This window comes from Agrobacterium sp. 5Ca50, from assembly GCF_055381905.1.
Genome location: NZ_AP026438.1, coordinates 18,020 through 43,702 on the forward strand (window position 1 = coordinate 18,020; position 25,683 = coordinate 43,702).

The 25,683-nt window shown below is 55.2% G+C and carries 24 protein-coding genes, 1 tRNA gene and 1 riboswitch; of the genes, 8 read left to right on the top strand and 17 right to left on the bottom strand.

Annotated features, from left to right (window positions below):
* Position 1: 1 nt before the first annotated feature.
* The 7 genes from ACZ5FM_RS00090 to ACZ5FM_RS00120 form a co-directional block, all read right to left on the bottom strand.
* Complete coding sequence (locus ACZ5FM_RS00090; RefSeq protein WP_464039376.1) at positions 2–1,393, bottom strand: FGGY-family carbohydrate kinase; 1,392 nt, start codon at positions 1,391–1,393, stop codon at positions 2–4.
* Positions 1,390–1,713 carry an L-rhamnose mutarotase gene (gene rhaM / locus ACZ5FM_RS00095; protein ID WP_464039377.1) on the bottom strand — a complete coding sequence of 108 codons (324 nt, stop codon included), beginning with the start codon at positions 1,711–1,713 and terminating at the stop codon, positions 1,390–1,392. The genes ACZ5FM_RS00090 and rhaM overlap by 4 nt, the downstream gene beginning before the upstream one ends.
* Positions 1,714–1,716: 3 nt before the next feature.
* Complete coding sequence (locus tag ACZ5FM_RS00100) at positions 1,717–2,724, bottom strand: ABC transporter permease (RefSeq protein ID WP_464039378.1); 1,008 nt, start codon at positions 2,722–2,724, stop codon at positions 1,717–1,719.
* A complete protein-coding gene (locus ACZ5FM_RS00105; protein WP_250983400.1) occupies positions 2,721–3,722 on the bottom strand; it encodes an ABC transporter permease in 1,002 nt (333 codons plus the stop codon). The genes ACZ5FM_RS00100 and ACZ5FM_RS00105 overlap by 4 nt, the downstream gene beginning before the upstream one ends.
* A 10-nt stretch (positions 3,723–3,732) precedes the next feature.
* The gene (locus ACZ5FM_RS00110; RefSeq protein ID WP_464040501.1) at positions 3,733–5,262 is read right to left on the bottom strand and encodes a sugar ABC transporter ATP-binding protein; all 1,530 of its coding nucleotides are present in this window, start codon (positions 5,260–5,262) and stop codon (positions 3,733–3,735) included.
* Positions 5,263–5,470: 208 nt separating this feature from the next.
* Positions 5,471–6,493 carry a rhamnose ABC transporter substrate-binding protein gene (rhaS, locus tag ACZ5FM_RS00115; protein ID WP_312946446.1) on the bottom strand — a complete coding sequence of 341 codons (1,023 nt, stop codon included), beginning with the start codon at positions 6,491–6,493 and terminating at the stop codon, positions 5,471–5,473.
* A 46-nt stretch (positions 6,494–6,539) separates the two neighbouring features.
* On the bottom strand, positions 6,540–7,370 hold the full coding sequence (locus tag ACZ5FM_RS00120) for a DeoR/GlpR family DNA-binding transcription regulator (protein ID WP_192486778.1): 831 nt from the start codon (positions 7,368–7,370) through the stop codon (positions 6,540–6,542).
* Positions 7,371–7,568: 198 nt separating this feature from the next.
* On the opposite strand from ACZ5FM_RS00120, the gene ACZ5FM_RS00125 reads away from it, so the two are divergent.
* The gene (locus ACZ5FM_RS00125; RefSeq protein WP_464039379.1) at positions 7,569–9,665 is read left to right on the top strand and encodes a bifunctional rhamnulose-1-phosphate aldolase/short-chain dehydrogenase; all 2,097 of its coding nucleotides are present in this window, start codon (positions 7,569–7,571) and stop codon (positions 9,663–9,665) included.
* 47 nt (positions 9,666–9,712) lie between these two features.
* On the opposite strand, the gene ACZ5FM_RS00130 is transcribed toward ACZ5FM_RS00125, so the two are convergent.
* Complete coding sequence (locus ACZ5FM_RS00130; protein WP_148146741.1) at positions 9,713–9,871, bottom strand: YqaE/Pmp3 family membrane protein; 159 nt, start codon at positions 9,869–9,871, stop codon at positions 9,713–9,715.
* Between the two features lie 83 nt (positions 9,872–9,954).
* Between ACZ5FM_RS00130 and rhaI the strand changes: the two genes are divergently transcribed.
* The gene (gene rhaI, locus ACZ5FM_RS00135) at positions 9,955–11,247 is read left to right on the top strand and encodes an L-rhamnose catabolism isomerase (protein ID WP_464039380.1); all 1,293 of its coding nucleotides are present in this window, start codon (positions 9,955–9,957) and stop codon (positions 11,245–11,247) included.
* A 66-nt stretch (positions 11,248–11,313) separates the two neighbouring features.
* Here the strand turns inward: rhaI and ACZ5FM_RS00140 are convergent, their stop codons facing one another.
* A complete protein-coding gene (locus tag ACZ5FM_RS00140) occupies positions 11,314–12,084 on the bottom strand; it encodes a DeoR/GlpR family DNA-binding transcription regulator (protein ID WP_464039381.1) in 771 nt (256 codons plus the stop codon).
* A 65-nt stretch (positions 12,085–12,149) separates the two neighbouring features.
* Here ACZ5FM_RS00140 and ACZ5FM_RS00145 point away from each other — a divergent pair, with 65 nt between their 5' ends.
* A complete protein-coding gene (locus ACZ5FM_RS00145) occupies positions 12,150–12,743 on the top strand; it encodes an NUDIX domain-containing protein (RefSeq protein ID WP_464039382.1) in 594 nt (197 codons plus the stop codon).
* Positions 12,744–12,832: 89 nt separating this feature from the next.
* Here ACZ5FM_RS00145 and ACZ5FM_RS00150 read toward each other — a convergent pair whose 3' ends face one another.
* A complete protein-coding gene (locus tag ACZ5FM_RS00150) occupies positions 12,833–13,354 on the bottom strand; it encodes a GcrA family cell cycle regulator (protein ID WP_192486783.1) in 522 nt (173 codons plus the stop codon).
* Positions 13,355–13,794: 440 nt separating this feature from the next.
* Here ACZ5FM_RS00150 and ACZ5FM_RS00155 point away from each other — a divergent pair, with 440 nt between their 5' ends.
* The 3 genes from ACZ5FM_RS00155 to ACZ5FM_RS00165 all read left to right on the top strand — a co-directional run bounded on the left by ACZ5FM_RS00155 (position 13,795) and on the right by ACZ5FM_RS00165 (position 17,364).
* Positions 13,795–14,994, top strand: a complete 1,200-nt coding sequence (locus ACZ5FM_RS00155; protein ID WP_464039383.1) for an acetylornithine transaminase — start codon at positions 13,795–13,797, stop codon at positions 14,992–14,994.
* Positions 14,995–15,046: 52 nt separating this feature from the next.
* Entirely contained in the window at positions 15,047–15,964 is a 918-nt protein-coding gene (gene argF / locus ACZ5FM_RS00160) for an ornithine carbamoyltransferase (RefSeq protein ID WP_464039384.1), read from the top strand.
* A gap of 395 nt (positions 15,965–16,359) precedes the next feature.
* On the top strand, positions 16,360–17,364 hold the full coding sequence (locus tag ACZ5FM_RS00165; protein ID WP_464039385.1) for an Hsp33 family molecular chaperone: 1,005 nt from the start codon (positions 16,360–16,362) through the stop codon (positions 17,362–17,364).
* A gap of 68 nt (positions 17,365–17,432) precedes the next feature.
* Here the strand turns inward: ACZ5FM_RS00165 and apaG are convergent, their stop codons facing one another.
* Together apaG and ACZ5FM_RS00175 are read right to left on the bottom strand one after the other, a co-directional pair.
* Complete coding sequence (gene apaG, locus ACZ5FM_RS00170) at positions 17,433–17,825, bottom strand: Co2+/Mg2+ efflux protein ApaG (RefSeq protein WP_192486787.1); 393 nt, start codon at positions 17,823–17,825, stop codon at positions 17,433–17,435.
* 185 nt (positions 17,826–18,010) lie between these two features.
* Positions 18,011–19,195, bottom strand: a complete 1,185-nt coding sequence (locus ACZ5FM_RS00175) for an O-succinylhomoserine sulfhydrylase (protein WP_250983407.1) — start codon at positions 19,193–19,195, stop codon at positions 18,011–18,013.
* 43 nt (positions 19,196–19,238) lie between these two features.
* Positions 19,239–19,317: riboswitch (SAM riboswitch) on the bottom strand.
* A gap of 77 nt (positions 19,318–19,394) precedes the next feature.
* Between ACZ5FM_RS00175 and ACZ5FM_RS00180 the strand changes: the two genes are divergently transcribed.
* Both ACZ5FM_RS00180 and ACZ5FM_RS00185 read left to right on the top strand, forming a co-directional pair.
* Positions 19,395–20,489, top strand: coding sequence for a 2'-deoxycytidine 5'-triphosphate deaminase (locus ACZ5FM_RS00180; protein ID WP_250983408.1), 1,095 nt, complete (start codon positions 19,395–19,397; stop codon positions 20,487–20,489).
* Between the two features lie 72 nt (positions 20,490–20,561).
* Positions 20,562–20,635: transfer RNA gene (locus ACZ5FM_RS00185), tRNA-Gly, on the top strand.
* A 6-nt stretch (positions 20,636–20,641) separates the two neighbouring features.
* On the opposite strand, the gene ACZ5FM_RS00190 is transcribed toward ACZ5FM_RS00185, so the two are convergent.
* The 5 genes from ACZ5FM_RS00190 to ACZ5FM_RS00210 form a co-directional block, all read right to left on the bottom strand.
* On the bottom strand, positions 20,642–22,402 hold the full coding sequence (locus ACZ5FM_RS00190) for a peptidoglycan D,D-transpeptidase FtsI family protein (protein ID WP_464039386.1): 1,761 nt from the start codon (positions 22,400–22,402) through the stop codon (positions 20,642–20,644).
* A gap of 228 nt (positions 22,403–22,630) precedes the next feature.
* On the bottom strand, positions 22,631–23,524 hold the full coding sequence (locus ACZ5FM_RS00195; protein ID WP_464039387.1) for an SDR family oxidoreductase: 894 nt from the start codon (positions 23,522–23,524) through the stop codon (positions 22,631–22,633).
* A gap of 80 nt (positions 23,525–23,604) precedes the next feature.
* On the bottom strand, positions 23,605–24,207 hold the full coding sequence (locus ACZ5FM_RS00200; RefSeq protein WP_464039388.1) for a general stress protein: 603 nt from the start codon (positions 24,205–24,207) through the stop codon (positions 23,605–23,607).
* 28 nt (positions 24,208–24,235) lie between these two features.
* Positions 24,236–24,547 (bottom strand): PepSY domain-containing protein, encoded by a 312-nt coding sequence (locus ACZ5FM_RS00205; RefSeq protein WP_192486793.1) that lies wholly within the window; start codon positions 24,545–24,547, stop codon positions 24,236–24,238.
* A 99-nt stretch (positions 24,548–24,646) separates the two neighbouring features.
* Positions 24,647–25,669 carry a DNA topoisomerase IB gene (locus tag ACZ5FM_RS00210; protein WP_275640448.1) on the bottom strand — a complete coding sequence of 341 codons (1,023 nt, stop codon included), beginning with the start codon at positions 25,667–25,669 and terminating at the stop codon, positions 24,647–24,649.
* Positions 25,670–25,683: the final 14 nt, after the last annotated feature.

The window sequence follows — 25,683 nt, forward strand, 5'->3', positions numbered from 1 at the left end:
ATCAGCCGGGAACACGCTCCATTGCCGCATGCCAGTGGCGTTTGTAATCACCAACTTCCAGCCTTCCTGCAACAATTTCTCGACTGTCTTGTGCGATGGGTGATGGTCCCGTTAGCAGGGCTGCGCCAGCGCTGGTGCCCGTAGAGCCCCCAATAGCAATAACATCCGTATTGGCAAAACTGGAGAGCGCCTTGAGGTAAAGGGTGTTTTTCGCAAAAGGTCCTTCAACAAGGATTGGTCCCTTGCGACCAATCAGGCTCAGGCTGACGTCTGTCATTAGCGCGAGATAAAGCGCTGCCGCTGCATGCCGCTCAGCATTGGTCGCATCGTCATCGGCAATCCACCGGGCATCCTCATTCGGAAACGGACCAGACCCTTTGACCACACTTGGCAACAACATCATGCCACGTGTCAGGACTGCGGGTAACGCGGATTCAATCTCTACGGCCGATACGGTGCCGAACTGCTGGCTCAGCATTTCATATTCACGGCCGCCCATGAAACGTGATGACGGAACGGGGCGGGCATAGGCATCGACATTGGTCAAAGTATCGCGTGTTGGGTCCAGTTGATCGAGTGTCCCGCCAATTGCAAAATTCACGACCCATGTGCCGGTGGAAACGACAGAGAAATTGCCCTGCCGTTTTAAAAGATGCGGTAGCAATGAAGCGTTGGAATCGTGAATGCCGCAATAAACCGGTATGTCTGACGACAGGCCAATCTCAGAAGCAATCTTTGGTTTGACCGGTCCCAGAACATCAAAAGCGGAACGGACCGGCGCCATCAGCGAGCGAATGTCCAGCGTATCGACGAGGGATGAAAAGGTGTTGGCACCCGGGTTCCACAAGTCCGTATGGCAACCAAGCGAGGTCACTTCAGTGGCCAAAACGCCGGTCAGACGTGCCGCCCAATATTGTGCGTAGGTGACAATGCTGCGAACCGGTGCAAACGCCTCGGGAAAAGCGGTTTTCTGATAGTGGATCTGCGCACCGAGATTAAGCCCGATGGACTGCGGTGGAGAACCGGTCTCCGAGAAGGCTGGGCGCAGGCGGGCATAATCCTGCCGGATCTCCGCCGGATATTCATGTTCATAATCCAGAACAGGCATCTCCAGATCGCCCTTGTCGTCCAGCAAAGCAGCCGAAGCACCATGGGTGGTAATCGATATGGCATCGAAGCCAGGTTTAATGGCGAATGTCTTGAGGCTTGCTAGGATGAATTGCCAGAGCGCATCAATGTCGTAATGCGGATAAAGTCCGCTTTTGATGACCGTATTGGGCCGGCGTTCAACCGTAATTTCGGCACCACTCGCCGTATCAAGGACAACCACTTTGGCGTTGGTCTTGCCGATATCGATAACGGCGACGTGGCGGAATGGAGTAGCATTGGTCATTTCAGATGAAACACCGTCACAAGATCGGTCGCGATGGGTGAATTATCAGGATTGCTTTCCATGAGATCGGCCATATGGGCCCACCACTTCTTCATCACAGGATGATCGGGCAGCGCCGCCATGCCGTGATTTTTCGGGCGGGTCAGCACACCAAACAAGATATTGGTCTCGTGATCGAGATGGATGGAATAGTCGCTTACCCCCGCCTCCCGAAGAAGCGTCACCAGTTCGGGCCAAATCTCGTCATGGCGTTTTTTGTATTCCGCTTCCATTCCGGGAAACAGCTTCATTTTGAAAGCGTGTTTTTCAAGCTCTGACATTGGTTACCTCATGGTCCGAAAGCGGCGAACGATGATCGGAAGGGCAATGGTGCTGATCAAAAGCAAACCAACGAAGATCGACATGACAATGCCAGGCACGTTCAAAAGCCCAAGCCCGAATGTCACAAGGCCCATCACGAAGGCCGCAATAACGACGCCGCCGATCGTGCCGGAGCCGCCGAGAATGGAAACACCGCCAAGCACCACCATTGTGACCACTTCCAGCTCCCAACCTTGCGCGATCGAAGGGCGGGTGGAGCCGAGGCGGGATGTCAGACATACGGCAGCAATGCCACTCATCGATCCGGTCAACAGAAACAGGATGAATTTCACGCGCTCGACCGGGATGCCGGAAAAGCGGGCGGCGAAGGGGTTGGTGCCGATGACGAAGACCTGGCGACCGAAATTCGTGGCGTGCAGAAGGATGGCGAAAATGACAGCCATCACGATGAACAAAACGAATTCGAAGGAAATCACCCAGAACACGTAACCCTGTCCGAAATAGGCGAAATCTGCCGGGTATTTGCCATAGGCCTGGTCACCCAACACCATGTAGGAAATACCACGAAACAGGCTCATCGTGCCGATGGTGACAACGATGGAAGGCAGTTTCAGTCCGGCTACCAGAAAGCCGTTGAAGGCGCCACAGAGAAAGCCCGTGCCAATGCCAATGGCAACCAGGCCCGGCGTGCCGACGCCCATTTGCACTGCATAACCCATGGCTGTGGAGGCGAGTGCAATGATGGCGGCAACCGAAAGATCGATCTCACCTGCAATGATCAATAACGCCATCGCAAAGGCAATCATCGCCTTTTCGGTGAAGTTGAAGGTGGCGTCCGACAGGTTCCAGGCATCAAGGAAATAGGGCGATGCAAAGGAGTTGGCGATGAAGATCAGGATCGCCACACCCAGCAGCAGTACTTCCCAGCTGGCCATGATGCGCTTGAAAGGTGTGCCGAGCTTGTCCGGGATAACGCGAGCAGGTGTGTTTTCTGTTTGCGAGACACTCATGCCGCAGCCTCCTTAGCTGTATCTTTTGCGGCCTGGTCCCGCAGGATAATGCGGCCCTTCTTGGCTTCGGCGCGGGCATTGAAAACAACCGCAAGGACAATAACGATGCCGGAAATCGCCATTTGGGCGAAAGGAGAAATGCCAATCACCGGCAGGGCATTTTTGATGACGCCAAGAAACAAGGCACCAAGGACCGCGCCGGCCACCGACCCAATACCCCCGGCAATCGAAATGCCGCCAATCACGTTCGCGGCGACGCTGTCGAGTTCAAAACCGGCGGCGATATCGACATAAGCGACGGCATAACGCGAAACCCAGAGATAACCGGCGAGGCCAGCCAGCGCGCCGGATAACACGAAGGCCAGGAACCGCGTCCGCCCGACATCGATACCGGCGTAGATTGCGGCGTTGGGGTTGCCGCCCGATGCATAGGCAGAGCGGCCAAATGACGTGCGTGTCAGAACCAGCCAGGCTCCGGCGATAATAAACACCGCAATCCAGGACAGGACCGGAACACCAAGGATCGGCAGGCGCGGAATATTGAGGAAACTCGGTGACATCTGGTGCGCATTGACCCAGCCACCACCCGACAGCACAAAGGCCATGCCGCGATAGATGGTGAGTGTACCCAGTGTCACAACGATCGGTGGAATGCGCAGCGCCCAGACGAGAAAGCCGTTGATACCGCCAAGACACGCGCCAATACCAACAGCCATGGCAATGAGCAGCGGCAATGGTACACCGGGAAAGGCGGCATTGGTCATCGCCACGGCCATGCCGGTAAAGGCAAGGTTTGCGGCGACGGACAGATCGATCGATTTCGTCAGGATCACGCCCATCTGGCCAAGCGCCAGAATGATGAGAATGGACGTGTCGTTAAAGATATTGACGAGATTGGCCGGTTTTTCAAAACCGGGAGCGCGCATCGAAAAGCCAATGATCATCAGGATGATGATCCCGGCCAGCAAGATTTCGCGGTTTTTAAGAAGTCGCTGCATCGTCAATTTCCTAGATATTGCCAGTTGCGGCGCGCACCAGCGCTTCCGGCGAAAATTCGGCACGCTCGAACATGCCGGCCATCAGACCTTCACGCATCACCAGCGCACGATCGGACATGCCAAGAATTTCCGGCAGTTCCGATGAGATCATGATGATGGACAGACCTTCTGCGGCCAGTTCGCTGATGAAGCCGTGCACGGCGGCCTTGGAGCCGATATCGATACCCTTGGTCGGTTCATCGAGAATGATCACCTTGGGCTGTGTTGCCAGCCATTTGCCGATAACAACCTTCTGCTGGTTGCCGCCGGACAGCGTGCCAACCGGAACTGAAAGCGCCGCGGCACGCAGATCAAGTCGCGTGGCATATTTGCGCGCCAGCGCGAACTCGTTGGCAGCTGCCAGAAAACCCTTGCGGGACGTGCGCGCCAAAGAAGGCAGTGACATGTTCTGGTAGATCGGCATGTCAAGCGCCAAGCCGTGACGCCCACGTTCCTCTGGAACATAAACGATGCCAGCACCAATCGCGTCGCCGGGAGAATGGATCTGGATATCCTGGCCGTTGAGCGACAAGGTGCCGGCCGCTGGTCTGGTGATACCAAACAGCGATTGACAGAGTTCAGAACGTCCTGCACCGATCAAACCGTAAAGGCCGAGAATTTCACCCATGCGCAGATCGAAGGAAATGTCGCGAAACTCGGTCGCGTGGCAGTAGTTTGTGACCGACAGCACAGTGGCGCCAATATTGACGGCCTGTTTCGGGAACGCATCCTTGACGTCACGACCTACCATCAGGCGAACGATGTTTTCCTGTGGTGTGTCGGCAAGCTGGCCAGCACCTACCATTTTACCGTCGCGGAACACCGCATAATTTTCCGCAATTTCATACACTTCATCAAACTTGTGGCTGATGAACAGGATGGCTTTGCCTTGCCTTTTCAGGTTTTCAACGATGCGAAACAGATCGTCAATTTCCTTACGCGAAAGCGCGGCGGTCGGCTCATCCATGATGACGATGCGTGCTTCGACCGAAAGTGCGCGGGCAATCGCCACCAGATGGCGCTGGGCAATGGACAGGTCTTTCAACCGGATCGAAGGGTCGATGGTGCTCTCAAGCTTTTCGAGCAAAACACGCGCACGGTTGTTGATGGTTTTCCAGTCGATCAGGCCAAAACGGCCTTTCGGTGCGTGCCCGAGAAAGATGTTTTCGCCAACGGAAAGTTCGTCAAACAGCACGGTTTCCTGATGGATGGCTGTGACGCCCATATCGATGGCATCCTGCGCACTTTGAAATTGCACGGGCTGACCGTCGAGCAGGATTTCGCCTTCATTAGGCCGGTAAATGCCGGTCAGAATTTTCACCAGCGTCGATTTTCCAGCGCCGTTCTCACCGATCAAGGCGGTGACCTTGCCGGGATAAAGTGCGATATTGACGCCATCCAGCGCTTTTACGCCGGGAAATATCTGGCTGATGCCGCGCATCTCCAGAATGGGCGATTGGCTGGCGGAAGCCAACATGTCTGGTGCAGTGGGTTCAGCCATATTTTCAATTGCCATGGTCATTGTCACGAATCCGGGTGCTCATGATTGAGCAGAAAGCGCACCTCACACCCGACGTCACTCTTCAGGCTGGATCCGGGGATCCAACCGCGTTGACGAAGTCGATCCATCTCAGATGGCGATGACGTTGAGTATGCAGTTGCGGTCTAAGATCCCGACGGCTTTCGCCGCCGGGATATGCTGTCGCAGATTAGAAAATCTTCGAGAACTCATCGATGTTTGAAGAGTTGTAAATGAACGGTTCCGACATTGCGGCTTCGCTATTTTCGCCAACCTTGATCTTACCCATGCGGCCGGCTTCGATTTCCGAGCCCGGCTTGCCGTCTGCGTCACCCTTGACGAGGTGATAGGCAATCTGTGTTGCGGAGTAACCGAGGTCGATCGGGTTCCAGATCGCAAATTCCTTGGTGGCGCCAGACTTGATCGCGCCGGCCATTTCGGACGGAAGGCCAAGGCCGGTCACGTAAACCTGGCCGATCTTGCCGGCATCCTTGACAGCCTGCGAGGCTGCGAGAACGCCAACGGTGGTTGGTGCCACGATAACCTTCACATTTGGCTGCGAGGTCAACAGGCCCTGTGCTTCACGGTAGCTCTTGTCGGCAAGGTCATCGCCATAAACCGTTGTGACGAGGTTGAGGCCCGGGAAGTCACCCAGCTGCTTCTTCATTTCCTCGATCCAGATATTCTGGTTCGTGGATGTGGTGGTGGCGGACAGAATGGCGAAGTCGCCCTTGCCACCTTCAAGGTGGGCTGCTGCCAGCTGCAGGCACATCTTGCCAATCAGCGAGTTAGACGATGGGTTGAGCTGAAGGATACGACCTTCCGGTGCGACGCCACTGTCCCAGGAGATAACCTTGATACCGCGCTGTGCAGCTTTCTTCAGGGCTGGAACGACAGCGTCCGGGTCGTTTGCAGAGATCGCGATGGCGTCAACGCCCTGTGCGATCAGTGAATTGATCACTTCGATCTGGCCTTCTGCCGTGGTCGAGGTTGGGCCGGTATAGATGATTTCAACGCCGCCAAGTTCCTTGGCCGCTTCCTGTGCACCCTTGTTGGCAGCTTCAAAGAAGCCGTTGCCGAGCGATTTAACGACCAGCGCGATCTTCATGTCGGCAGCCTGTGCCGTCGTGCTCAAACCGGCTCCGATGCCGGCGACGCCCATGGCGACACCCAGCATCAAAGCGCGGGACAATGTTCTACGTGTAAGTTTCATGCCTTTTCCTCCCAGTTGAAAACTTGAACCCTCCCGTCAGCGCTCCTCAAGCAACCGACGTGGAACCTCTTTTATCGGGCGGCACATCGGCCACCGCGCTCGCCGATGCACCGGCGACAATCAATTTTATGCCGGCATCCTCCACCATGCGCGCCGCGTCGTCGGGCACGCCTTCGTCGGTAATGATGGTGGAGACATTTTCCAGCGGACAGAGAATGAGACTGGAGCGTTTGCGGAACTTGCTGGAATCGATCATCACGATCAATTCTTCCGCCTGCCGCATCAGCTTCTGTTCACTTTGAATAACCAGCGCGTCCGATTCCATGATGCCGAGTGCGCCAACACCCTGTGCACCGATGAAGATACGGCGTGCGTAAAAATTGCGGATTGCATCATTGTCAAACGGCGAAAGGATCAGGCTCTGGTCGCGGTAGATCGCGCCGCCGGGAACGCTGACATTGCATTTGGAATGTTTGACGAGATGTTCAGCGATCGCAAATGAATTGGTCATGACCTGAAGGCGACGCGCCGACATGTAATGCACCATCTGGAACGTCGTTGTACCGCCATTGATGATGATTGCATCGCCATCGTCGCACAAATCGACAGCTTTGCGCGCAATTGCGCGTTTTTTATCGATGTTGACTGATTCGGAAACGCGGAACGGTCGCGCGGCCAGATTTCCCAACTGTGGCGGGTGAACAGCTTCGGCTCCACCGCGCACTCGGCGCAACTTACCCTGCACATGAAGGGACGCAATATCCCTACGGATCGTTGCTTCGGAAGCATCCGTCAGTTCGGCAATATCCTGCACCGTCACCACAGGCTTTTCCTGTATGGCGCTCAAGATAATGCGATGGCGTTCGCTTTCGTGCATTGGGGTCCTCCTGATTGGCAATTATTCGCAAACTCTTTACGTTGTCAATCAAGATCGATCAAATTAATCAATGGTGCGTCGCACAATGAAAAATTATGATCGTTTTTGATTGACATTGCGGTTTTGATTGCGCGATATCTGCACCCAACGGGAGGCGGACCGTGTTTGGTTCGCGAACGAAACACTAGGGAGGAAGACATGACGGGCCAAACCCGCCTTCTCGAAAATCGCTGGGATGATGCTTACGCCGCAAAACTCGATGAGCCCGGCAAGCTTCTGTACCGCTCCAACCTGTTGGGCGGTGACAAGCGTATTACCAATTATGGCGGCGGCAATACGTCCGCCAAAGTGCTGGAAACCGATCCGCTAACCGGCGAAAAAGTCCGTGTCATGTGGGTGAAGGGATCCGGCGGTGACGTCGGTACCATCAAGCTCGATGGTTTTGCCACCCTTTACATGGACAAACTTGAAGCGTTGAAAGGCATCTACAAGGGCGTGGAAGACGAAGACCGCATGGTCGGCTTCCTGCCGCATTGCACGTTCAACCTCAATCCGCGTGCCGCCTCCATCGACACGCCTTTGCATGGTTTTGTGCCGTTCGATCATGTTGATCACATGCATCCCGACGCCATCATTGCCATTGCCGCAGCGAAGAACTCCAAAGAACTGACACAGCAGATTTTTGGTGCGGACATTGGCTGGCTTCCATGGCGCCGTCCTGGCTTCCAGCTTGGTCTCGACCTTGAAGCTTTCGTCAAGGCAAACCCGAATGCAAAGGGCGTTGTGCTGGAAAGCCACGGCCTGTTCACCTGGGATAACGATGCCAAGACGTGCTATGAGCTGACTCTGGCCATCATCAACAAGGCCATTGAATGGTTTGCTGCCCAGACAGAAGGCAAGACAATCTTTGGTGGGGCAGTTGCAAAAAGCCTGGCCGTTGAAGAACGTCGCGCCATTGCCGCCCGTCTTATGCCGGAAATCCGTGGCCGTATCGGCCGTGATGAGCGCAAGCTCGGTCATTTCGATGATCAGGATGCTGTTCTCGAATTCGTCAATTCGCAAAGCCTCAAGCCACTCGGCGCCTTGGGCACATCCTGCCCGGATCACTTCCTGCGCACCAAAATTCGCCCGCTCATTCTGGATCTCGATACGTCAAATCCTGACGTCGATGGTCTTCTGGCCGGTCTGGACAAGGCACTGGAAGACTACCGCGCCGATTACACGCGTTATTACGAGACCTGCAAACACGACAATTCACCCAAAATGCGTGACCCGAACCCAGTCATTTTCCTGATTCCGGGCGTCGGCATGTTCTCCTTTGCCAAGGACAAGGCAACGGCGCGTATCGCCGGTGAATTCTACGTCAACGCCATCAATGTGATGCGCGGCGCTTCGACAGTTTCCGAATATCAGGGACTACCGGAGCAGGAAGCATTCGATATCGAATACTGGCTGCTGGAAGAAGCAAAACTTCAGCGCATGCCAAAACCAAAAAGCCTTGCCGGCAAGGTGGCCTTCGTCACCGGCGGTGCGGGTGGTATCGGCCGTGCCACCGCAGAGCGTCTGGCAGGTGAAGGTGCCTGCGTTGTGCTGGCGGATATTGATGAGACAGCTCTTGCGAGTGCAAAGAGTGATTTTGAAAAGCGCTTTGGCGCAGATACCGTGCGCAGTGTCAAACTTGACGTGACCAAGGAAGACGGCGTAATTGCGTCGTTTATCGAAGCCAGTGTTGAATTTGGTGGCGTCGATATTCTGGTGTCCAATGCCGGTATTGCCTCATCCGCACCGGTTGAAGAAACCACGCTTGCCATGTGGAGCAAGAATATCGACATCCTGGCGACCGGTTATTTCCTCGTGTCGCGGGAAGCGTTCAAACTGTTCCGTCGGCAGAATATCGGTGGCAACATCGTATTCGTGGCCTCCAAAAACGGTCTTGCCTCGTCGCCAAACGCCTCTGCCTATTGCACGGCCAAGGCTGCTGAGATCCATCTGGCGCGTTGCCTTGCACTTGAGGGTGCAGATGCCGGCATTCGCGTTAACACCGTTAATCCGGATGCGGTTCTGCGTGGGTCAAAAATCTGGAACGGCGAATGGCGTGAACAGCGTGCGGCTTCCTCCAAGATCGAGGTCACGGATCTGGAAGAACATTACCGCAAGCGCTCGATGCTGAAGCTGAATGTGTTCCCGGAAGATATTGCGGAAGCGATTTACTTCCTGGCTTCGGATGCTTCGGCAAAATCGACCGGCAATATCATCAATGTCGATGCCGGAAATGCACAAAGCTTCACCCGCTAGTACGAAACGCTTTCACCCTCGGTCCCTTAAGGCCGGGGGTGATGTCGCTACTTTCGAAGGATAACCCAGATGGCATGGATAATGCCGGGCACATATCCACATAGCGTGAGAAGAATATTCAGCCAGAAATGCAAGCCAATGCCGACCTGCAAGAACACGCCGACCGGCGGCAGGATGATGGCGAGAAGAATGCGAATAACGTCCACGATTAAACCTTTGGTTTTTTCAAATATCCGGACTGTTGAAACGCGATTGACGGCTATTGGTTCAATAGGCCGGGGAGGAAAAGATGACAGATACGAAAATTGCTGCTGATGTGATCGAGGCGGAAAATGCCAAACACGCTGCGGCATTGAAGGACGATTATGCAGCCCTTGGTGCCCAGCTGGCACGCCGTGGTGTTGATATCGAAAACGTCACGAAAAAGGTGTCGGAGTTTTTTGTCGCCGTCCCTTCCTGGGGTGTTGGCACCGGCGGCACCCGTTTTGCCCGTTTTCCGGGACACGGTGAACCACGCGGCATTTTCGACAAGTTGGATGACTGCTCGGTGATCAATGAACTGACCCGTGCTACGCCGAATGTCTCGCTGCATATTCCGTGGGACAAGGAAGACCCAAAGCGCCTCAAAGCTCACGCTGATGCATTGGGTCTTGGTTTCGATGCCATGAATTCGAATACTTTCTCGGATGCGCCGGATCAGGCCCACTCCTACAAATACGGCTCGCTCAGCCACACCGATGCGGCGACCCGCCAGCAGGCCGTCGATCACAACATCGAATGTATCGAAATCGGCAACGCGCTAGGCTCCAAGGCGCTGACAGTCTGGGTTGGTGATGGCTCGAACTTCCCCGGCCAGAGCAATTTTACCAAGAGTTTCGAGCGCTATCTCAGCGGTATGGCGGATATCTACAAGGCGCTGCCGGATGACTGGCGCATCTTCTCCGAGCACAAGATGTATGAGCCGGCCTTCTATTCCACCGTCGTGCAGGACTGGGGTACCAACTACCTCATCGCCAACACGCTCGGCGAAAAAGCCTATTGCCTTGTGGACCTTGGTCACCATGCGCCCAACACCAATATCGAGATGATTGTCGCCCGACTTATCCAGTTCGGTAAACTCGGCGGCTTCCATTTCAACGACAGCAAATACGGTGACGACGATCTTGATGCGGGCTCCATTGAGCCGTACCGTCTGTTCCTGGTGTTCAATGAATTGGTGGATGCAGACTATCGCGGCGTGAAGGGTTTCCACCCCGCTCACATGATCGACCAGTCGCACAACGTCACGGACCCCATTGAAAGCCTGATTTCCAGCGCCAACGAAATTCGTCGCGCCTATGCACAGGCATTGCTGGTCGACCGCAAGGCATTGGAAGGGTATCAGCAGGACAATGATGCGCTGATGGCATCTGATGCATTGAAGCGTGCTTATCGCACTGATGTCGAGCCGATCCTGGCGGAAGCCCGCCGCCGTGCCGGTGGTGCGATTGATCCGGTTTCGACCTATCGTGCCAGTGGTTACCGCGCAAAAATTGCCGCTGAACGGCCGGCCTCCAAGGCCGGAAGCGGTGGCATTATCTAAAAATAACAGACTATGATTTGACCCAAGGCAGTCTCTAACGGATTGCCTTGGGGCTATCAGCGCTCGTTACGTCGCCATTTCATCAGCGCGGATTACCCGGCATCCACGATGCTCCAAGCCAGTGAGCGTGGCTTTTTCGCCTTTGGCCGTGGCGATAATCCCATCGATATTCTTGAGTTCGGTGATCTCGAAGGCGGAGACTGCGCCAATTTTCTCGGATGAGGCGAGGATATAGGCGGCGCCAGATATCGAGATAATGAACCGTTTGACCTCCGCCTCCTCGCTGTCGCCCGTCGTGATGCCCTGATCCGGGTGCAAGCCGGTGGCGCCAATAAAACAGATGTCGGGGCGATAACGCGACAACCACGCCAGTGTGGCCGCGCCGACTGTCACCACGGAATGTCGGAAAAGCCTGCCACCAACAATCTCTACGGTGATGTTGTCATGGTTCATCAGTTCCAGCGCCACATTCAGGCTGTGCGTGATGATTGTCGCCCGCAAATCCGGTGCAAGGTTCCGGGCAATCTGCAGGGCGGTTGTGCCGCCATCCAGAAACACCAGTTGGCCCGGTTCGATCATCCTTGCCGCATGTCTGCCAATTTCTGCCTTCTCATCATTGGCAATTGTCACACGATTTGCAAAAGGCGCGACCGCTGGAGAAAGTGGCACCGCGCCGCCATGCACGCGTTTTAATTGCCCATCTTTTGCAAGTTCGCGCAAATCTCTGCGGATCGTGTCCTCGGACACGCCCATCGCCTTACTTGCATCCGTTGCAACCACGCTACCTGTCTGCGCCAGCAGACGCAGCAAATGGGCTTTTCTCTCTTGTACCAGCATTCAATTCAATCCTTGACTCTGCACGAGTTTGCACGAAAATACACGAATTGCAAAGAGGTGACGTTATGAGTGACAGTATTTTTCAACCGATATCAGAACGCGTTCTGGCGAATGATTGGGGGCGATTGACCAAATATGAATATCAACTTCGGCTGAGGGACGGCAGTTGGCAACGCCAGCAACGGGAAGCCTATGACCGTGGCAATGGCGCAACCTGCCTGTTGTACAATCCGGCAACGGGTTCTGTTTTGCTGACCCGCCAGTTTCGCCTGCCTGTTTTTCTGAATGGCGGTTTGGAGACGCTGATCGAAGCGCCTGCTGGCCTGCTTGAGGGAGCCGAACCGGCCGTGCGAATGCGCGAAGAATTGATCGAGGAGACCGGTTATGACGTGTCGGCGCTCACCCACCTGTTTGATGTCTATATGAGCCCCGGCTCTGTAACAGAATATCTGGCGTTTTTTATCGGCGAATATTCAGAAAAGCAGAAAGTCGGTGATGGTGGCGGATCCGCAGACGAGGGCGAAGACATCGATGTCATGCAAGTGAGCTTGTCGAACGCCATGACGATGATTTCCAGCGGTGAAATCCGCGATGCCAAGACAATCATTCTGTTGCAGTATCTGGCGATCCGTCTTCTGCAGGAAGAGCGTGCCGCCTGAGGAAGGGTTGGCTTCGCCGCTTATATGCGGGCAACGTAGACAACAAAAAAGGCCGCATTAGCGGCCTTTTCGGTGACTTGGATATTTGATCAGGCCCGGCGACGTTCGCTGACAGGCTGGTAAGCCATCTTTGCGTGGAACTTGCAGTAAGGCGAAGAATCCTGGGAGTCGCAACCACAGAAGTGGAAGTCTTCCGCCATTGGATCGCCAACTGGCCACTTGCAGGTGCGTTCGGTCAATTCCGTCAGGCTAAGGCGACGCGAAATTGGAACAACAACGTTGCTGGCTGGTGCAAACTCGAGAACTTCACCGCTTTCGACTTCAATCTCTTCCTTGATGAGATTGGCGCCGGAAGCCCGCGTTACCGTGCGGGTAACAACGCGCGAAGCGTAGTTCGGAGCGCGCGGAGCAGATGTCGTGCGCTTGGTTTGGGTGCGGGCGGAGGTTGCTGTGCCGCCAGCCTTTGCGCGGCCCGGCAGGCTAAGGCGGTGAACCTTGCCAATAACAGCGTTACGACTTACGCCGCCGAGCTGAGTGGCAATCTGGCTCGCACTCAGTCCTTCGGACCACAGTTTCTTGAGTTTTTCGACGCGTTCGTCTGTCCAGTTCATGCCGCTCTCCGCTGTTCGCGTGTTGTAGGCAGAATCCGTCACCCTTGCCGCGGCAAGCCGCGAACACGCCCTAACAGGTATTTTGTGGTGACTAGTTCCGCCGCTTGCAGTCTAGTAATTGCCTATTAACCTAGTGTGAGGCTGACTCCGTGACAAGAGTCGAGGGAATCATCGCGAATCGATTTTCCGGTTTTCCCCAACTTGCTGCGAAAATGCGGCAGTCCTGAAGCATGGCCAAAAGAATTATCTGCGGTTGAACGGGATCTAAAAATACCGGAAAGTACCGGAAAACGCTGACTTTTGTTGACAGCGCAGGGTGAAGTGATGATAGTGCCGGTGCCGCCGCAAGGCGGCATTTTTGATTTTCAGGCGTTGGATAACCTGCCGCGCCGCTTGACAAACGATTTTAAGCGCAAGATGCGCGAAGGAGTGATACTGCCATGGCCGAAGCCGCGCCATTGTTCGATACTTTTTCCAGAGCCCCGCTTCGGTTCGAGCGAGGCGAGGGCGTATGGCTCATTACGGAGAGTGGCGAGCGATATCTCGATTTCGCGGCGGGCGTTGCAGTAAACTCGCTCGGCCATGCCCATCCTCATCTGGTGGAAGCCATCAAGGCGCAGGCAGAAAAGGTCTGGCACCTTTCCAACCTGTATGAAATTCCCGGCCAGGAAAAGCTTGCCAAGCGCCTGACCGATGCCACATTCGCCGACAAGGCATTCTTCACCAACTCCGGTGCTGAAGCGCTGGAATGCGCCATCAAAACGGCGCGCCGTTACCACTATTCCAAGGGGCATCCGGAAAAATTCCGTATCGTGACTTTTGAAGGCGCGTTCCATGGCCGTACGCTGGCCACTATCGCAGCCGGTGGACAGGCAAAATATCTCGAAGGTTTTGGCCCGAAGGTCGAAGGGTTCGATCAGGTGCCGTTTGGCGATCTTGAAGCCTTGAAGGCAGTGATCACATCGGAAACCGCAGCCCTGCTGATCGAGCCGGTGCAGGGTGAAGGCGGCATTCGTATCGTTCCACCAGAATTCATGCGCACGCTGCGTGATCTGTGTGATGAGCATGGCCTTCTGCTGATCCTTGATGAGGTCCAGACTGGCGTTGGTCGTACGGGCAAACTTTTCGGTTACGAATGGACCGGTGTCACGCCTGATATCATGGCGGTTGCCAAGGGTATCGGTGGTGGCTTCCCGCTCGGCGCCTGCCTGGCAACGGCAGAGGCTGCCTCCGGCATGACCGCTGGTACACATGGCACGACCTATGGCGGCAATCCGCTTGCCATGGCTGTCGGCAACGCCGTGTTGGATATTGTTCTGGCTGATGGTTTCCTGGATCATGTCCGCGACATCACGCTGATATTCCGCCAGGGGTTGGCATCCTTGCAGGACCGTTTCCCAGATGTCATCGAAGAAATTCGCGGCGAAGGGCTTCTTCTCGGCATCAAGCCGAAAATGCCATCCTCGGAACTCTTGCAGGCCATGCGCACGGAACATGTTCTGGGCGTGCCGGCTGGCGACAACGTCATCCGTCTTCTTCCTCCACTGGTCGTGACGGCAGATGAGGCAAGAGAAGGGCTGCGTCGTATCGAAAACGCAGCAATCGCACTTTCGGCATCACTAAAGGCAAAAAGCGCCTGAATGGGTAAGAAGCAGGCGGCCCGGGGCAGCTTGCGGAAATAGGGTAAAAAGAATGGCATCTCAAAAGCATTTTCTGGATCTTTCGGCTGTTTCAAGCGGCGATCTGCGCTCAATTCTCGATGACGCACGAGCACGCAAAGGTGCAACGAAAGCCGGTACGGCTGACAAGCCGCTGGACGGTAAAATGCTGGCGATGATTTTCGAAAAGCCGTCCACGCGCACCCGCGTGTCGTTTGATGTCGGCATGCGCCAGCTCGGCGGCGAAACCCTGTTCCTGTCCGGCACGGAAATGCAGCTCGGCCGCGCTGAAACCATTGGCGATACCGCCAAGGTTCTGTCGCGTTACGTTGACGCCATCATGATCCGTACCACAGATCATAACCGTCTGCTGGAGCTGGCCGAGCACGCAACCGTGCCTGTCATCAATGGCCTGACAGACGACACCCACCCTTGCCAGATTATGGCGGATATCCTGACGTTCGAAGAACATCGTGGTCCGGTCAAAGGAAAAACTATCGCCTGGACTGGCGATGGCAACAACGTTCTGCATTCGCTGGTCGAAGGTTCGGCCCGTTTTGGTTACCGCATGAACATGGCGGTGCCGATGGGCTCCGAGCCGCATGACAAGTTCCTGAACTGGGCGCGCAACAATGGTGGCGACATCATGCTGTGCCATGACGCAGAGCGTGCTGTTGCAGATGCCGATTGTGTGGTGACCGATACATGGGTGTCGATGAACCAGGAACACAAGGCACGTGGTCACAACATCTTCCAACCTTACCAGGTCAATGGCGCGTTGATGCAAAAGGCCAACAAGGAAGCACTGTTCATGCACTGCCTGCCGGCTCACCGTGGTGAAGAAGTGACCGACGAGGTTATCGACGGACCGCAGTCCGTTGTGTTTGACGAGGCGGAAAACCGCCTGCATGCGCAGAAGTCCATCATTGCATGGTGCATGGGTCTTGTCTGATCACAAGGCCTGAAAGGGTCTTGATCTTTTATTGCTGACTTCCCATCTGGGTGTCTTCGAAGCGCGCAAGCTTGGCCATCTCGGCAGGACTTGCGCGTTTTACTGCATGGTTTCTCAAACTCAGTGTGGTTTTGCGGCAAAACATGCAGCTTTGAAAAGGTTCAACAGCGCTCTCAATGCGGCTTTGTTAAAAAGCACGGCTCTGTCGTAACCTTTCCAGATGCAGCATTTTCACTCTGAAAATGCAAAAAACAACCAATTGAGCGTTTCACCGGCCGGTTTTGGCGGGAAACGTGTATGCCACGGGTGGTTTCACTTTGCGTGCCCCTGTGCAAAAACACAATGACGTCACGCGTGTCCTGTAAGTGGAGCGGGTGCTGCAAGGAGTATTTGGTATGGCAGATGTAACCGTAGAATTGGACGATCTGAAATTTGCGGGTGACGATAACGTGCTGCCGTTTCAGATTGAAGGACTGGATGTGCGCGGCCGTGCTGTGCAGGTTGGCCCTCTGCTGAACACCATTCTGCAGCGTCATGACTACCCGCCAGTTGTTGCGCGCCTGTTGGCCGAAGCAACGGTGCTGACCGCGCTGATTGGTACGTCGTTGAAATTTTCGGGCAAGTTGACCCTGCAGACCAAGGGCGACGGTCCGGTTGATCTGCTGGTTGCGGATTTCACCGCCCCTGAAAGCATGCGCGCCTATGCCCGCTTCGATCAGGAACGGCTGGATGCTGCCCTTGCCGAAGGAAAAACTAGCCCGGCGGAACTGCTGGGCACGGGTATTCTTGCCTTTACCATCGATCAGGGCATGGGCATGCAACCCTATCAGGGTATTGTGCCGATGGATGGATCGTCATTGGAAGAAATTGCTGGCACCTATTTCCGTCAGTCGGAACAATTGCCAACCCGCATCCGTCTGGGCGTTGCCGAGTTCTTCGATCGTGATGAAGACGGCAAGCCGCGGCACGGCTGGCGCGCTGGCGGCGTGCTGGCGCAGTTTCTGCCACAGGCGCCGGAACGTCTGCGCCAAAAGGATCTGCACGGTGGAGATGGCGATGAAGGCGATTTCGAAACCGATTATGATGACGCATGGACGGAAGCGGCAACACTTCTGGAAACTGTCGATACCGACGAATTGACCGATCCGCAGGTGCCTGTTGAGCGCTTGCTGTTCCGACTGTTCCATGAACGTGGTGTACGGATCTACGATCCACAGCCGGTATTTGACCGTTGCAATTGCTCGCGCGACAAGATCAAGGGCGTATTGTCCGGCTTTACCGCAGAGGAAATCCGCGACAGTGAAGAAAACGGCATGGTTTCGGTAACTTGCGAGTTCTGCTCGACAACCTACCGCTATGAAACCAGCGAGTTCGACGTTCTGGCAACTGCCAAGAACTGATCTGGCGGATGGTCGACAAGCACCACACTATCAAAGGCGGGCGTGACGAAAGTTGCGCCCGTTTTTATTTAGTTAAGGACGCGGGTCAAGCCGGGCGTATCCAGCGAGAAGGCTGGAATGGCGACATCGAAAACTTCACCGTCATCGGTTTCCATCTGGTAGTGGCCAAACATCATGCCTGAAGGCGTATCGAGCGGGCAACCGGAGGAATACTCATAGGTTTCACCGGGTTGCAGGTGTGGAACTTCGCCAACCACCCCAGGGCCGGAAACTTCGTCGACCTGACCGTTCTGGTCGGTAATGTGCCAATAACGGTGGGTCAGGCGCACGGCTGCATGGGAGTTATTGGCAATGACAATCTTGTAGCCCCAGACGTAGCGACTATCGTCCGGATCCGACTGTTCTTCAAGATAATAAGGGTCGACAGCAACTTCGATCCCATTTGTCGTTGCACGATACATACGCGCTACCTTTAATGATCTGCTTTATTCTACACTATAACATCCGGTATTCGTCAAGAATTGACATAAAACAGGCGGTACCGAACGCTGACAATGTCGGATAGTAGATTAAATGCTGAAATAGAAGGTAAATTTAGGGCGAAGTAAAAAGCCGTGCTTGATGGAGAGCACGGCTTCGTTTGGTATCAGGCCGAGACCTTGGACAGCGCCTGGGCGAAGTCATCAACCAGATCGTCAGTGTCTTCAATGCCGCAGGACAGACGCAGCGTACCGCTGGCAATGCCCATTTCGACACGGGCTTCATCCGTCAGGTTTTTGTGGGTGGTGGTGCCAGGGTGGGTGATCAGGCTCTTCGCATCGCCGAGATTGTTGGAAATCTTCACGATATCAAGGGCGTTCTGCAGCGCGAAAGCTGCTTCTTTGCCACCCTTCAGCTCAAAAGCCACCATGGTCGACCCGCCGGTCATCTGGCGGGCAATGATATCTGCCTGCGGGTGGTCCTTGCGGCCCGGGTAGATAACCTTTGCAACCTGCTTCTGTTCAGCAAGGAAGTCGGCTATGCGGGTAGCATTGGCGGTCTGTTGCTTGACGCGCAGTGCCAATGTTTCCAGTCCCTTCATCATCGTCCATGCATTGAACGGCGACAGGGCAGGGCCGGTATGACGGTAATATTCCTGGAACTCTTCTTCGATCCATTTCTTGTCGGAAAGCACGACACCGCCAAGGCAGCGGCCCTGACCATCAATGTGCTTGGTCGCGGAGTAGACGACGATGTGTGCACCCAATTCCAGCGGCTTCTGGAAAAGCGGCGTGGCGAAAACGTTGTCGACAACCACCTTTGCGCCAATCTGGTTGGCCAGCTTGGCAACACCGGCAATATCAACCACTTCCAGTGTCGGGTTGGTCGGGCTTTCCAGGAAGAAAAGACGGGTGTTGGGGCGGATGGCGCCTTCCCAGTTGGCAAGGTCACGACCGTCGATCAGCGTGCATTCGATGCCGTATTTTGGAGCCAGCGTCTCAACAACCCAGCGGCAGGAGCCGAACAGGGCGCGGGCGGCAACGATATGGTCGCCAGCCTTCAACTGGCACAGGATGGCGGAGGCAACAGCAGCCATGCCCGATGCGGTGGCGCGTGCTTCTTCGGCGCCTTCCAGCAGGCACATGCGTTTTTCGAACATGTCATTGGTAGGGCTGGCGTAACGGGCGTAAATAAAGCCTTCCGTCTCACCCTTGAAGCGAGCCTCGGCGGCTTCTGAATTTTCGTAGACAAAACCCTGTGTCAGGTAGAGTGCTTCTGATGTTTCGCCGAACTGCGAACGCAGGCTTCCGCCGTGAACGAGTTTCGTTGCCGGGCGCCAGTTATTGCTCATGTCCATCACCTTCAAACAAAAAAACCGGCCGCAAAAGCAGACCGGTTTCGAACACCCGGTCTTTTTAGCCACTTATTTAACGTGGCTGCAAGCCGACCGGCCAAATCACCACGGGATAAAATTGGCATACGCCCGTTAACGGCTTGCGTCAATGCCGGTGTTTTGGTTTTGTCGGTTGGAAAAGCAACAGGTGAGTATCATGAAAAGAACGACCGGTATTTTAACGGATGGAGCCATCCGCGGCCTGTTCGAAAGCGGCAATTTGAAAAGCGAGGCAGCACTGGATGCCGACCAGGTTCAGCCTGCCAGCCTTGATCTGCGGCTTGGTGCAATCGCGTATCGTGTGCGTGCCAGCTTCATGCCGGGTCCTGATTGCACAGTCATGTCCAAACTCGAGCGCCTGCGGTTGCACGCTATTGACCTCAGTGACGGTGCCGTTCTGGAAACCGGCTGTGTCTACATCGTGCCCTTGATGGAAACGGTTGATCTGCCCGCCGGAATGTCCGCGTCTGCCAATCCGAAAAGCTCGACTGGCCGCCTGGATATCTTTACCCGGGTCATCACAGATAGCGCGCAGGAGTTCGACAAAATCCCGGCTGGCTACAAGGGCCCGCTTTACCTCGAAATCAGCCCGCGCACGTTCCCGATTGTTGTGCGCCGTGGCTCGCGCCTGTCGCAAATCCGTTTCCGCATCGGCCATGCGCTGCTCAATGAAGCCGAACTTCTGTCACTGCACGCGGCTGAAACATTGGTTGCCAGTGAAACCCCGAACGTATCCGGCGGCGGCATTGCGCTGTCGATCGATCTAGAAGGTTTTGGCGAGGACCGTCTGATCGGTTATCGCGGCAAACATCACACCTCGGTGGTAGATGTCGACATCAAGGCGCAGCATGATGTGTTTGATTTCTGGGAGCCTCTTTATAACCGTGGCCGCTCCGAACTGATCCTTGATCCCGACGAGTTTTACATTCTCGTGTCCAGAGAGGCCGTGCATGTGCCACCGCTTTACGCGGCGGAAATGACACCTTTCGATCCGCTGGTCGGTGAATTCCGTGTGCACTATGCCGGTTTCTTCGATCCCGGTTTTGGCCATGTCAGCGCTGGCGGCGCAGGCAGCCGTGCTGTTCTGGAAGTGCGCAGCCACGAAGTGCCCTTCATTCTGGAACATGGCCAGATTGTCGGGCGGTTGGTCTATGAACACATGTTGGAAAAACCGCAGGGCCTTTATGGTACCAGCGCAGGTTCCAACTATCAGGCGCAGGGCCTCAAGCTTTCCAAACATTTCCGGATGTGATGGGGCCGCAGCCCACCCAAGACTGACCGCGGCTTGACAGCCGCGGTGATCTGTTGAATCTCTTTATCCATTGCGGGTGTAGCTCAATGGTAGAGCAGCAGCTTCCCAAGCTGAATACGAGGGTTCGATTCCCTTCACCCGCTCCAGTAATTTCAGTAATTCACGATCATCTGTGGTTTGCCTTCAATTTTGAAGCTTGGTTTGGTGCCAAGCAAGGCTGCCGTCCGTGCAATGATTTCCTTGGTCATCGGTGCCGCAGTGGACGCGGCAGTTCGTCCGCCATTGACGCCGGTTTTGGGCGCGTCAACGATGGTCAACACAACGTAACGCGGGTCATCCATTGGAAAGCCGGCGACGAATGCGTTGAAATTGATGTCCTTGGCGTAACGACCATTGATGACCTTGTCGGCGGTGCCAGTTTTGCCACCGACATTAAAACCTTCAACCTGGGCTGCGCGGCCTGAACCTTTCAGGCCGTTCCATGTGTAGAGATAACGCATATCCGCACTGGTTTTTTCCTTGATAACGGCGCGCGAGACGATGGCTGCGTCTTCAATGGTGCGGGGCAGGAAGGTTGGGCTGATCAGGTTTCCACCATTGATCAGCGCGGCTGCGGCGACGGCGGTCTGCAAAGGCGTCGTTGCAATGCCATGACCGAAGGAGATCGTCACCGAGTTGATCTTTTTCCATGTCCTTGGCTGGGTCGGCGTGGCCACACCAGGCATTTCGGTGTCCATCTTGGACAGAAGACCAAGCCGCGTCAGGAACTCCTGATGGCCTTCAATGCCAACGCGATCGGCGATATCCGCCGTGCCGATATTGGAGGAATACTGGAAGATTTCCGGGATCGAAAGCGGGCGGTATTTGCCCTTGAAGTCGCGGATCGTGAAGCCACCCATGCGGATCGGACGGGAGGCATCAATAACGGTATTCAGATTTATCTTTTCGGCGTCGAGGCCCATGGCCAGCGTGAAACTCTTGAAGGTGGAGCCCATCTCGAATGTGGCGTTGCTCATTCGGTTGAACCACCCCTTTTCATATTCCTTGTCGACACTGCCATCGGCAAGTGTGCGGGAGGGCTGATTGGGGTCGTAATCCGGTACCGATGCCATGGCGATCACTTCGCCCGTATCGACATCGAGAATAACTGCGCCTGCCGCCTCGGCCTGATAATCGACCATGGCTTTTGCGGCGATTTCCCGCACCATATTCTGCACGCGCAGGTCAATGGAAAGCCGGACGGGTTCAAGACGGGTGTCGGAGGTCAAGCCGACGGATCTGAGATCGGCATAACCTTGCTGGTCGATGTAGCGTTCCATTCCCGCCAGACCGAGATTGTCGATGTTGACGTGGCCGACAATATGCGAGGCAACCGGGCCGCCGGGGTAAAAACGCCGTTTCTCCGGACGAAAACCAATACCGGGGATGCCGAGCGCCAGAATATCTGATTGTTGTTTCGGTGTAAGTTGACGCCGTAACCACTGAAACGCGCTTCCCGATTGCAGCCTTCTGTGGGTGTCCTTCCAGTCGAGATTGGGTAGAACCGTTGCCAGCTTTTCCACGACCTCGTTAGCGTCGATGATTTTCCGCGGTTCGGCATAGAGGGAAACTGTGTTGATGTCGGTTGCAAGCAACTCGCCATTGCGATCAAGAATGTCGGGCCGTGAGGCCATGGCGTGGGCGTTGACCGAAATTGCACCGGTAACGGAGGGGTCGGCCATGCCATATTGGACGAGGCGCGCACCGATCGTCACATACATGACGGCAAAAGCGGCAATCAAAAGAGTAAGCCGTTGCCGGGCCTGTCGTGTTCGACGCGCTCCGCTGCCGGAGATGGTTCCCCCCGGCGCCTTGCCTTTCACTTCCACGCGGAAGTGAGCGCGGCTTCTAAGCCGGACAATAAAACCAATCATTCGGCCGAAACCCACATTCGTTCAATACGGTGACACCTGGATGGCTCATCACCCGCTGAATGGAAGTGTGTCTGTAAAATGGCTGAAAGCCAACGAAAGTGGCGTTTGTTTTAAAGACGCCATTAAATTTATATTAATATACATCTAAAGTTTCCGAGAGGCGGTTAACGTTTGATTGTCCTTCGGCCGGAAGCATTAAACGTGAAACCGCCACTGGGTGTTAAATCGTCAGGCGATGCCCTTGCCGCCCGTCACACCATAAACCTCACCATTGATGAAGCTTGCTTCCTGTGATGCGAGAAGGACATAAACGGGGGCAAGTTCCACCGGTTGACCGGGGCGACCAAAATCGCTGTTCTCACCAAAATGCCGAACCTTCTCGTCAGGCTGGCCACCGCTCGGTTGCAGCACCGTCCAGAAGGGGCCGGGCGCCACCACATTGGCACGCACACCCTTTTCAATCAGCTGTTTTGACAGCGCCTTTGTGTAGGCCACAATACCGGCTTTGGTCGTGGCGTAATCAAGCAGGATGGGGGAGGGCTCATAGGCCTGAACAGATGCGGTGGTAATCACTGAAGAACCCGGCTGCAGATGTGGGACAGCCGCTTGGGCAATCCAATGCAACGCATAAAGATTGGTCTTCATGGTCTGGTCGAAATCGTCAGTGGAGAGCTCGCTTAGGTTCTCTCGGTATTGCTGTCTGGCAGCGTTGATGACGAGGATATCCAAACCGCCGAGGTCACTGACCGCTTTTTCAACCATCTCGCGGCACCAAGTTTCATTTTTGATGTCTCCCGGCAAGGCAACACCGATGCGTCCCTCAGCCTCAATCAGTTCGATCACAGTCTCAGCGTCTGGCTCTTCGTCTTCGAGATAAGAAATGGCGACATCAGCACCTTCGCGGGCAAATGCGATTGCGACGGCGCGACCGATACCGGAATCACCGCCGGTAATCAGAGCCTTGCGTCCTGCGAGTTTGCCCGAGCCTTTGTAACTTTCTTCGCCGTGGTCAGGAGAGGGAACCATATTCTGCACTAGGCCAGGCATAGGTTGTGGCTGCGCATCGAAGGGCGGCGCGGGATATTGCTTGCGTGGATCCTGAATGGTGCGGCGGTCATTCATGTGTGCTCTCCCTGATACGGTTGCTTAAACGGCAAATGGAGCGCCACCGGTGGGAAGCGCTCCATCTAGCTGCATGGATTTTAGCGGAGGGTCTGATATCGGCGCTGTTCCGCTGCGATTTCGTCGTGGCTATAAGGGTCACGCGTGTCGTCAAAACGGCTCCAGCCGTCTTGTTCATAAGTGCGTCGACGTTCAACCGGATCAACCAGGTTTGAGCGTTTGAGAATTGCCGAGGCTTCATCAACCCTTGCCTCGTCTACCTTCGCAACAACGATGCTACCGCCGCGACGTACACCTTCAGCATAAACATGGGCATGTTCCTCAGGCACACCGGCGCTGACCAGCGAACCGATAATACCGCCAGCTGCGCCACCTGCTACAGCGCCAGCAACAGCGCCTGCCGCCGTCGCAGCGAGCCAACCTGCAGCCACCACCGGTCCGACGCCGGGAATAGCCATCACACCAAGGCCGGTCAGCAAACCAACGCCGCCACCGGCGACCGCGCCCACGCCTGCGCCGGTTCCGGCACCTTCAGCGGCTTTGGTTTCAGATGTCCCGTCTTTGGTTGTGCCGTCATGCGCAACGATGCTGATGTCTTTCGATGGAATACCTGCTGCCTCCAGCGCAGTCACTGCGTTGCGCGCGTCATCACGAGTGTCAAAAAGTCCGGTTACTGTACGCATTGATGTTTCCTCCAAATTTTTTTGAATTTTACTGAGTGACAATATTGCCCTGATAGTCGAGGCCAACATCGGCTTCAGCACCGTCCTTGGTGGCCTTGGCGCGCCAGATACCCTGTGAATCAAGCGTCAAACCCGTCACCGCAGTATAACCCGCAGCCTCGATGCGCTCTTTGGCTTGCGCTTCTGTGAAGCTGTTTTCACCAGCAACAGGTGCTGTCGGGTTGGTGCTATCCGGTGTGGTAACCGCAGGGGTTTCTCCCGACTGCGTAGGGGCCGGCTGCTGCGCAAAGGCTACCGTAGACAATAGAGTAACCGCTCCGGCGATAACCAGATTTTTCATTTTTCGATCCTTTCGAGCTGTAGTGTGGATTAAACCTTTGAGATGGCAGATAGTTCCGTCGAATGCTCTTTTGTCATCTAACGGACAAAGAATATGGTGTTAGACACAGCTTAGAAAATCCCGCAGCAGAACTTCGTCCTTGCGCATATGGGCGGTGCGTTTGGCCGCTGATCGAGTCAGCTTTAGAAGTTTGGTACGCGTCGTCTCATCGCTTGCCAGAGCCAGCACCGCTGGGTGGATGTAACTTTTCCTGCAGATTGCAGGGGTGTTGCACAGTTCCAGCGATGCTGCATGGCACATGGCCTTGAGGGTCAGTGGTTGGCTGGTAGCGAGACACCGCAACGCGTAGCTGAACGCTGCCAGCGTCCCTCCCCAGGTTCGGAAAGTTTTGGCAGAAATGCTCTGGCCGGCAATACCTGCCAGATATCCGTTTAACTGGCTGGAATCGACGGGATGAATTTTATTGTCGGCATCCTGCCATACAAAAAGCTGCTTGCCGGGCAGATCAGCAATCTCTTCGAGTATTTTCTGCAGGCGTGGCTGTTTCAGCGTCCGTTGCACCTTGGTGCCACCCTTTGCCTTAAATTTGAGGTCGATGGTGTTTCCAAATTTCACATGACGTTTCAGCAGCGTTGTCGCGCCGTATGTGCCATTGTCGCGCAGGTAAGATTTGTTGCCGACCCGCAGAAATGTGGCGTCAAGCAACAGCACTATGGCTGCCAATGTCACGGTTTCTGGGCTTTTACTGCGCTCGATATCGGAAATTGACCGCCGCCGGATCGCTGGCAGGCACTGTGAAAATTCCAGGAGCTGGTCGTACTTCCGTTCACCCCGCAAAGTCTGCCAATCCGGGTGATAACGATATTGCTTGCGGCCTCTCGCATCCAGTCCGGTCGCCTGCAAGTGACCGTTCTCTTTCATGCAAATCCAGACATCCTTGTAGGCTGGCGGAATGCCAAGGCTCTTGATGCGCTGGATGATGGTGGTGTCCCTGACCGGTTCTCGATCAGGAAATCTGTAATGAAAACCTCTACCCGACCGAAGCCTAGTAATGCCCGGCTCCTTGTCTTGGACATATATCAAACCACTTTTCTTCAACTCACGCGTTACAAGCGTATCCATCTGGGCACCGGCAA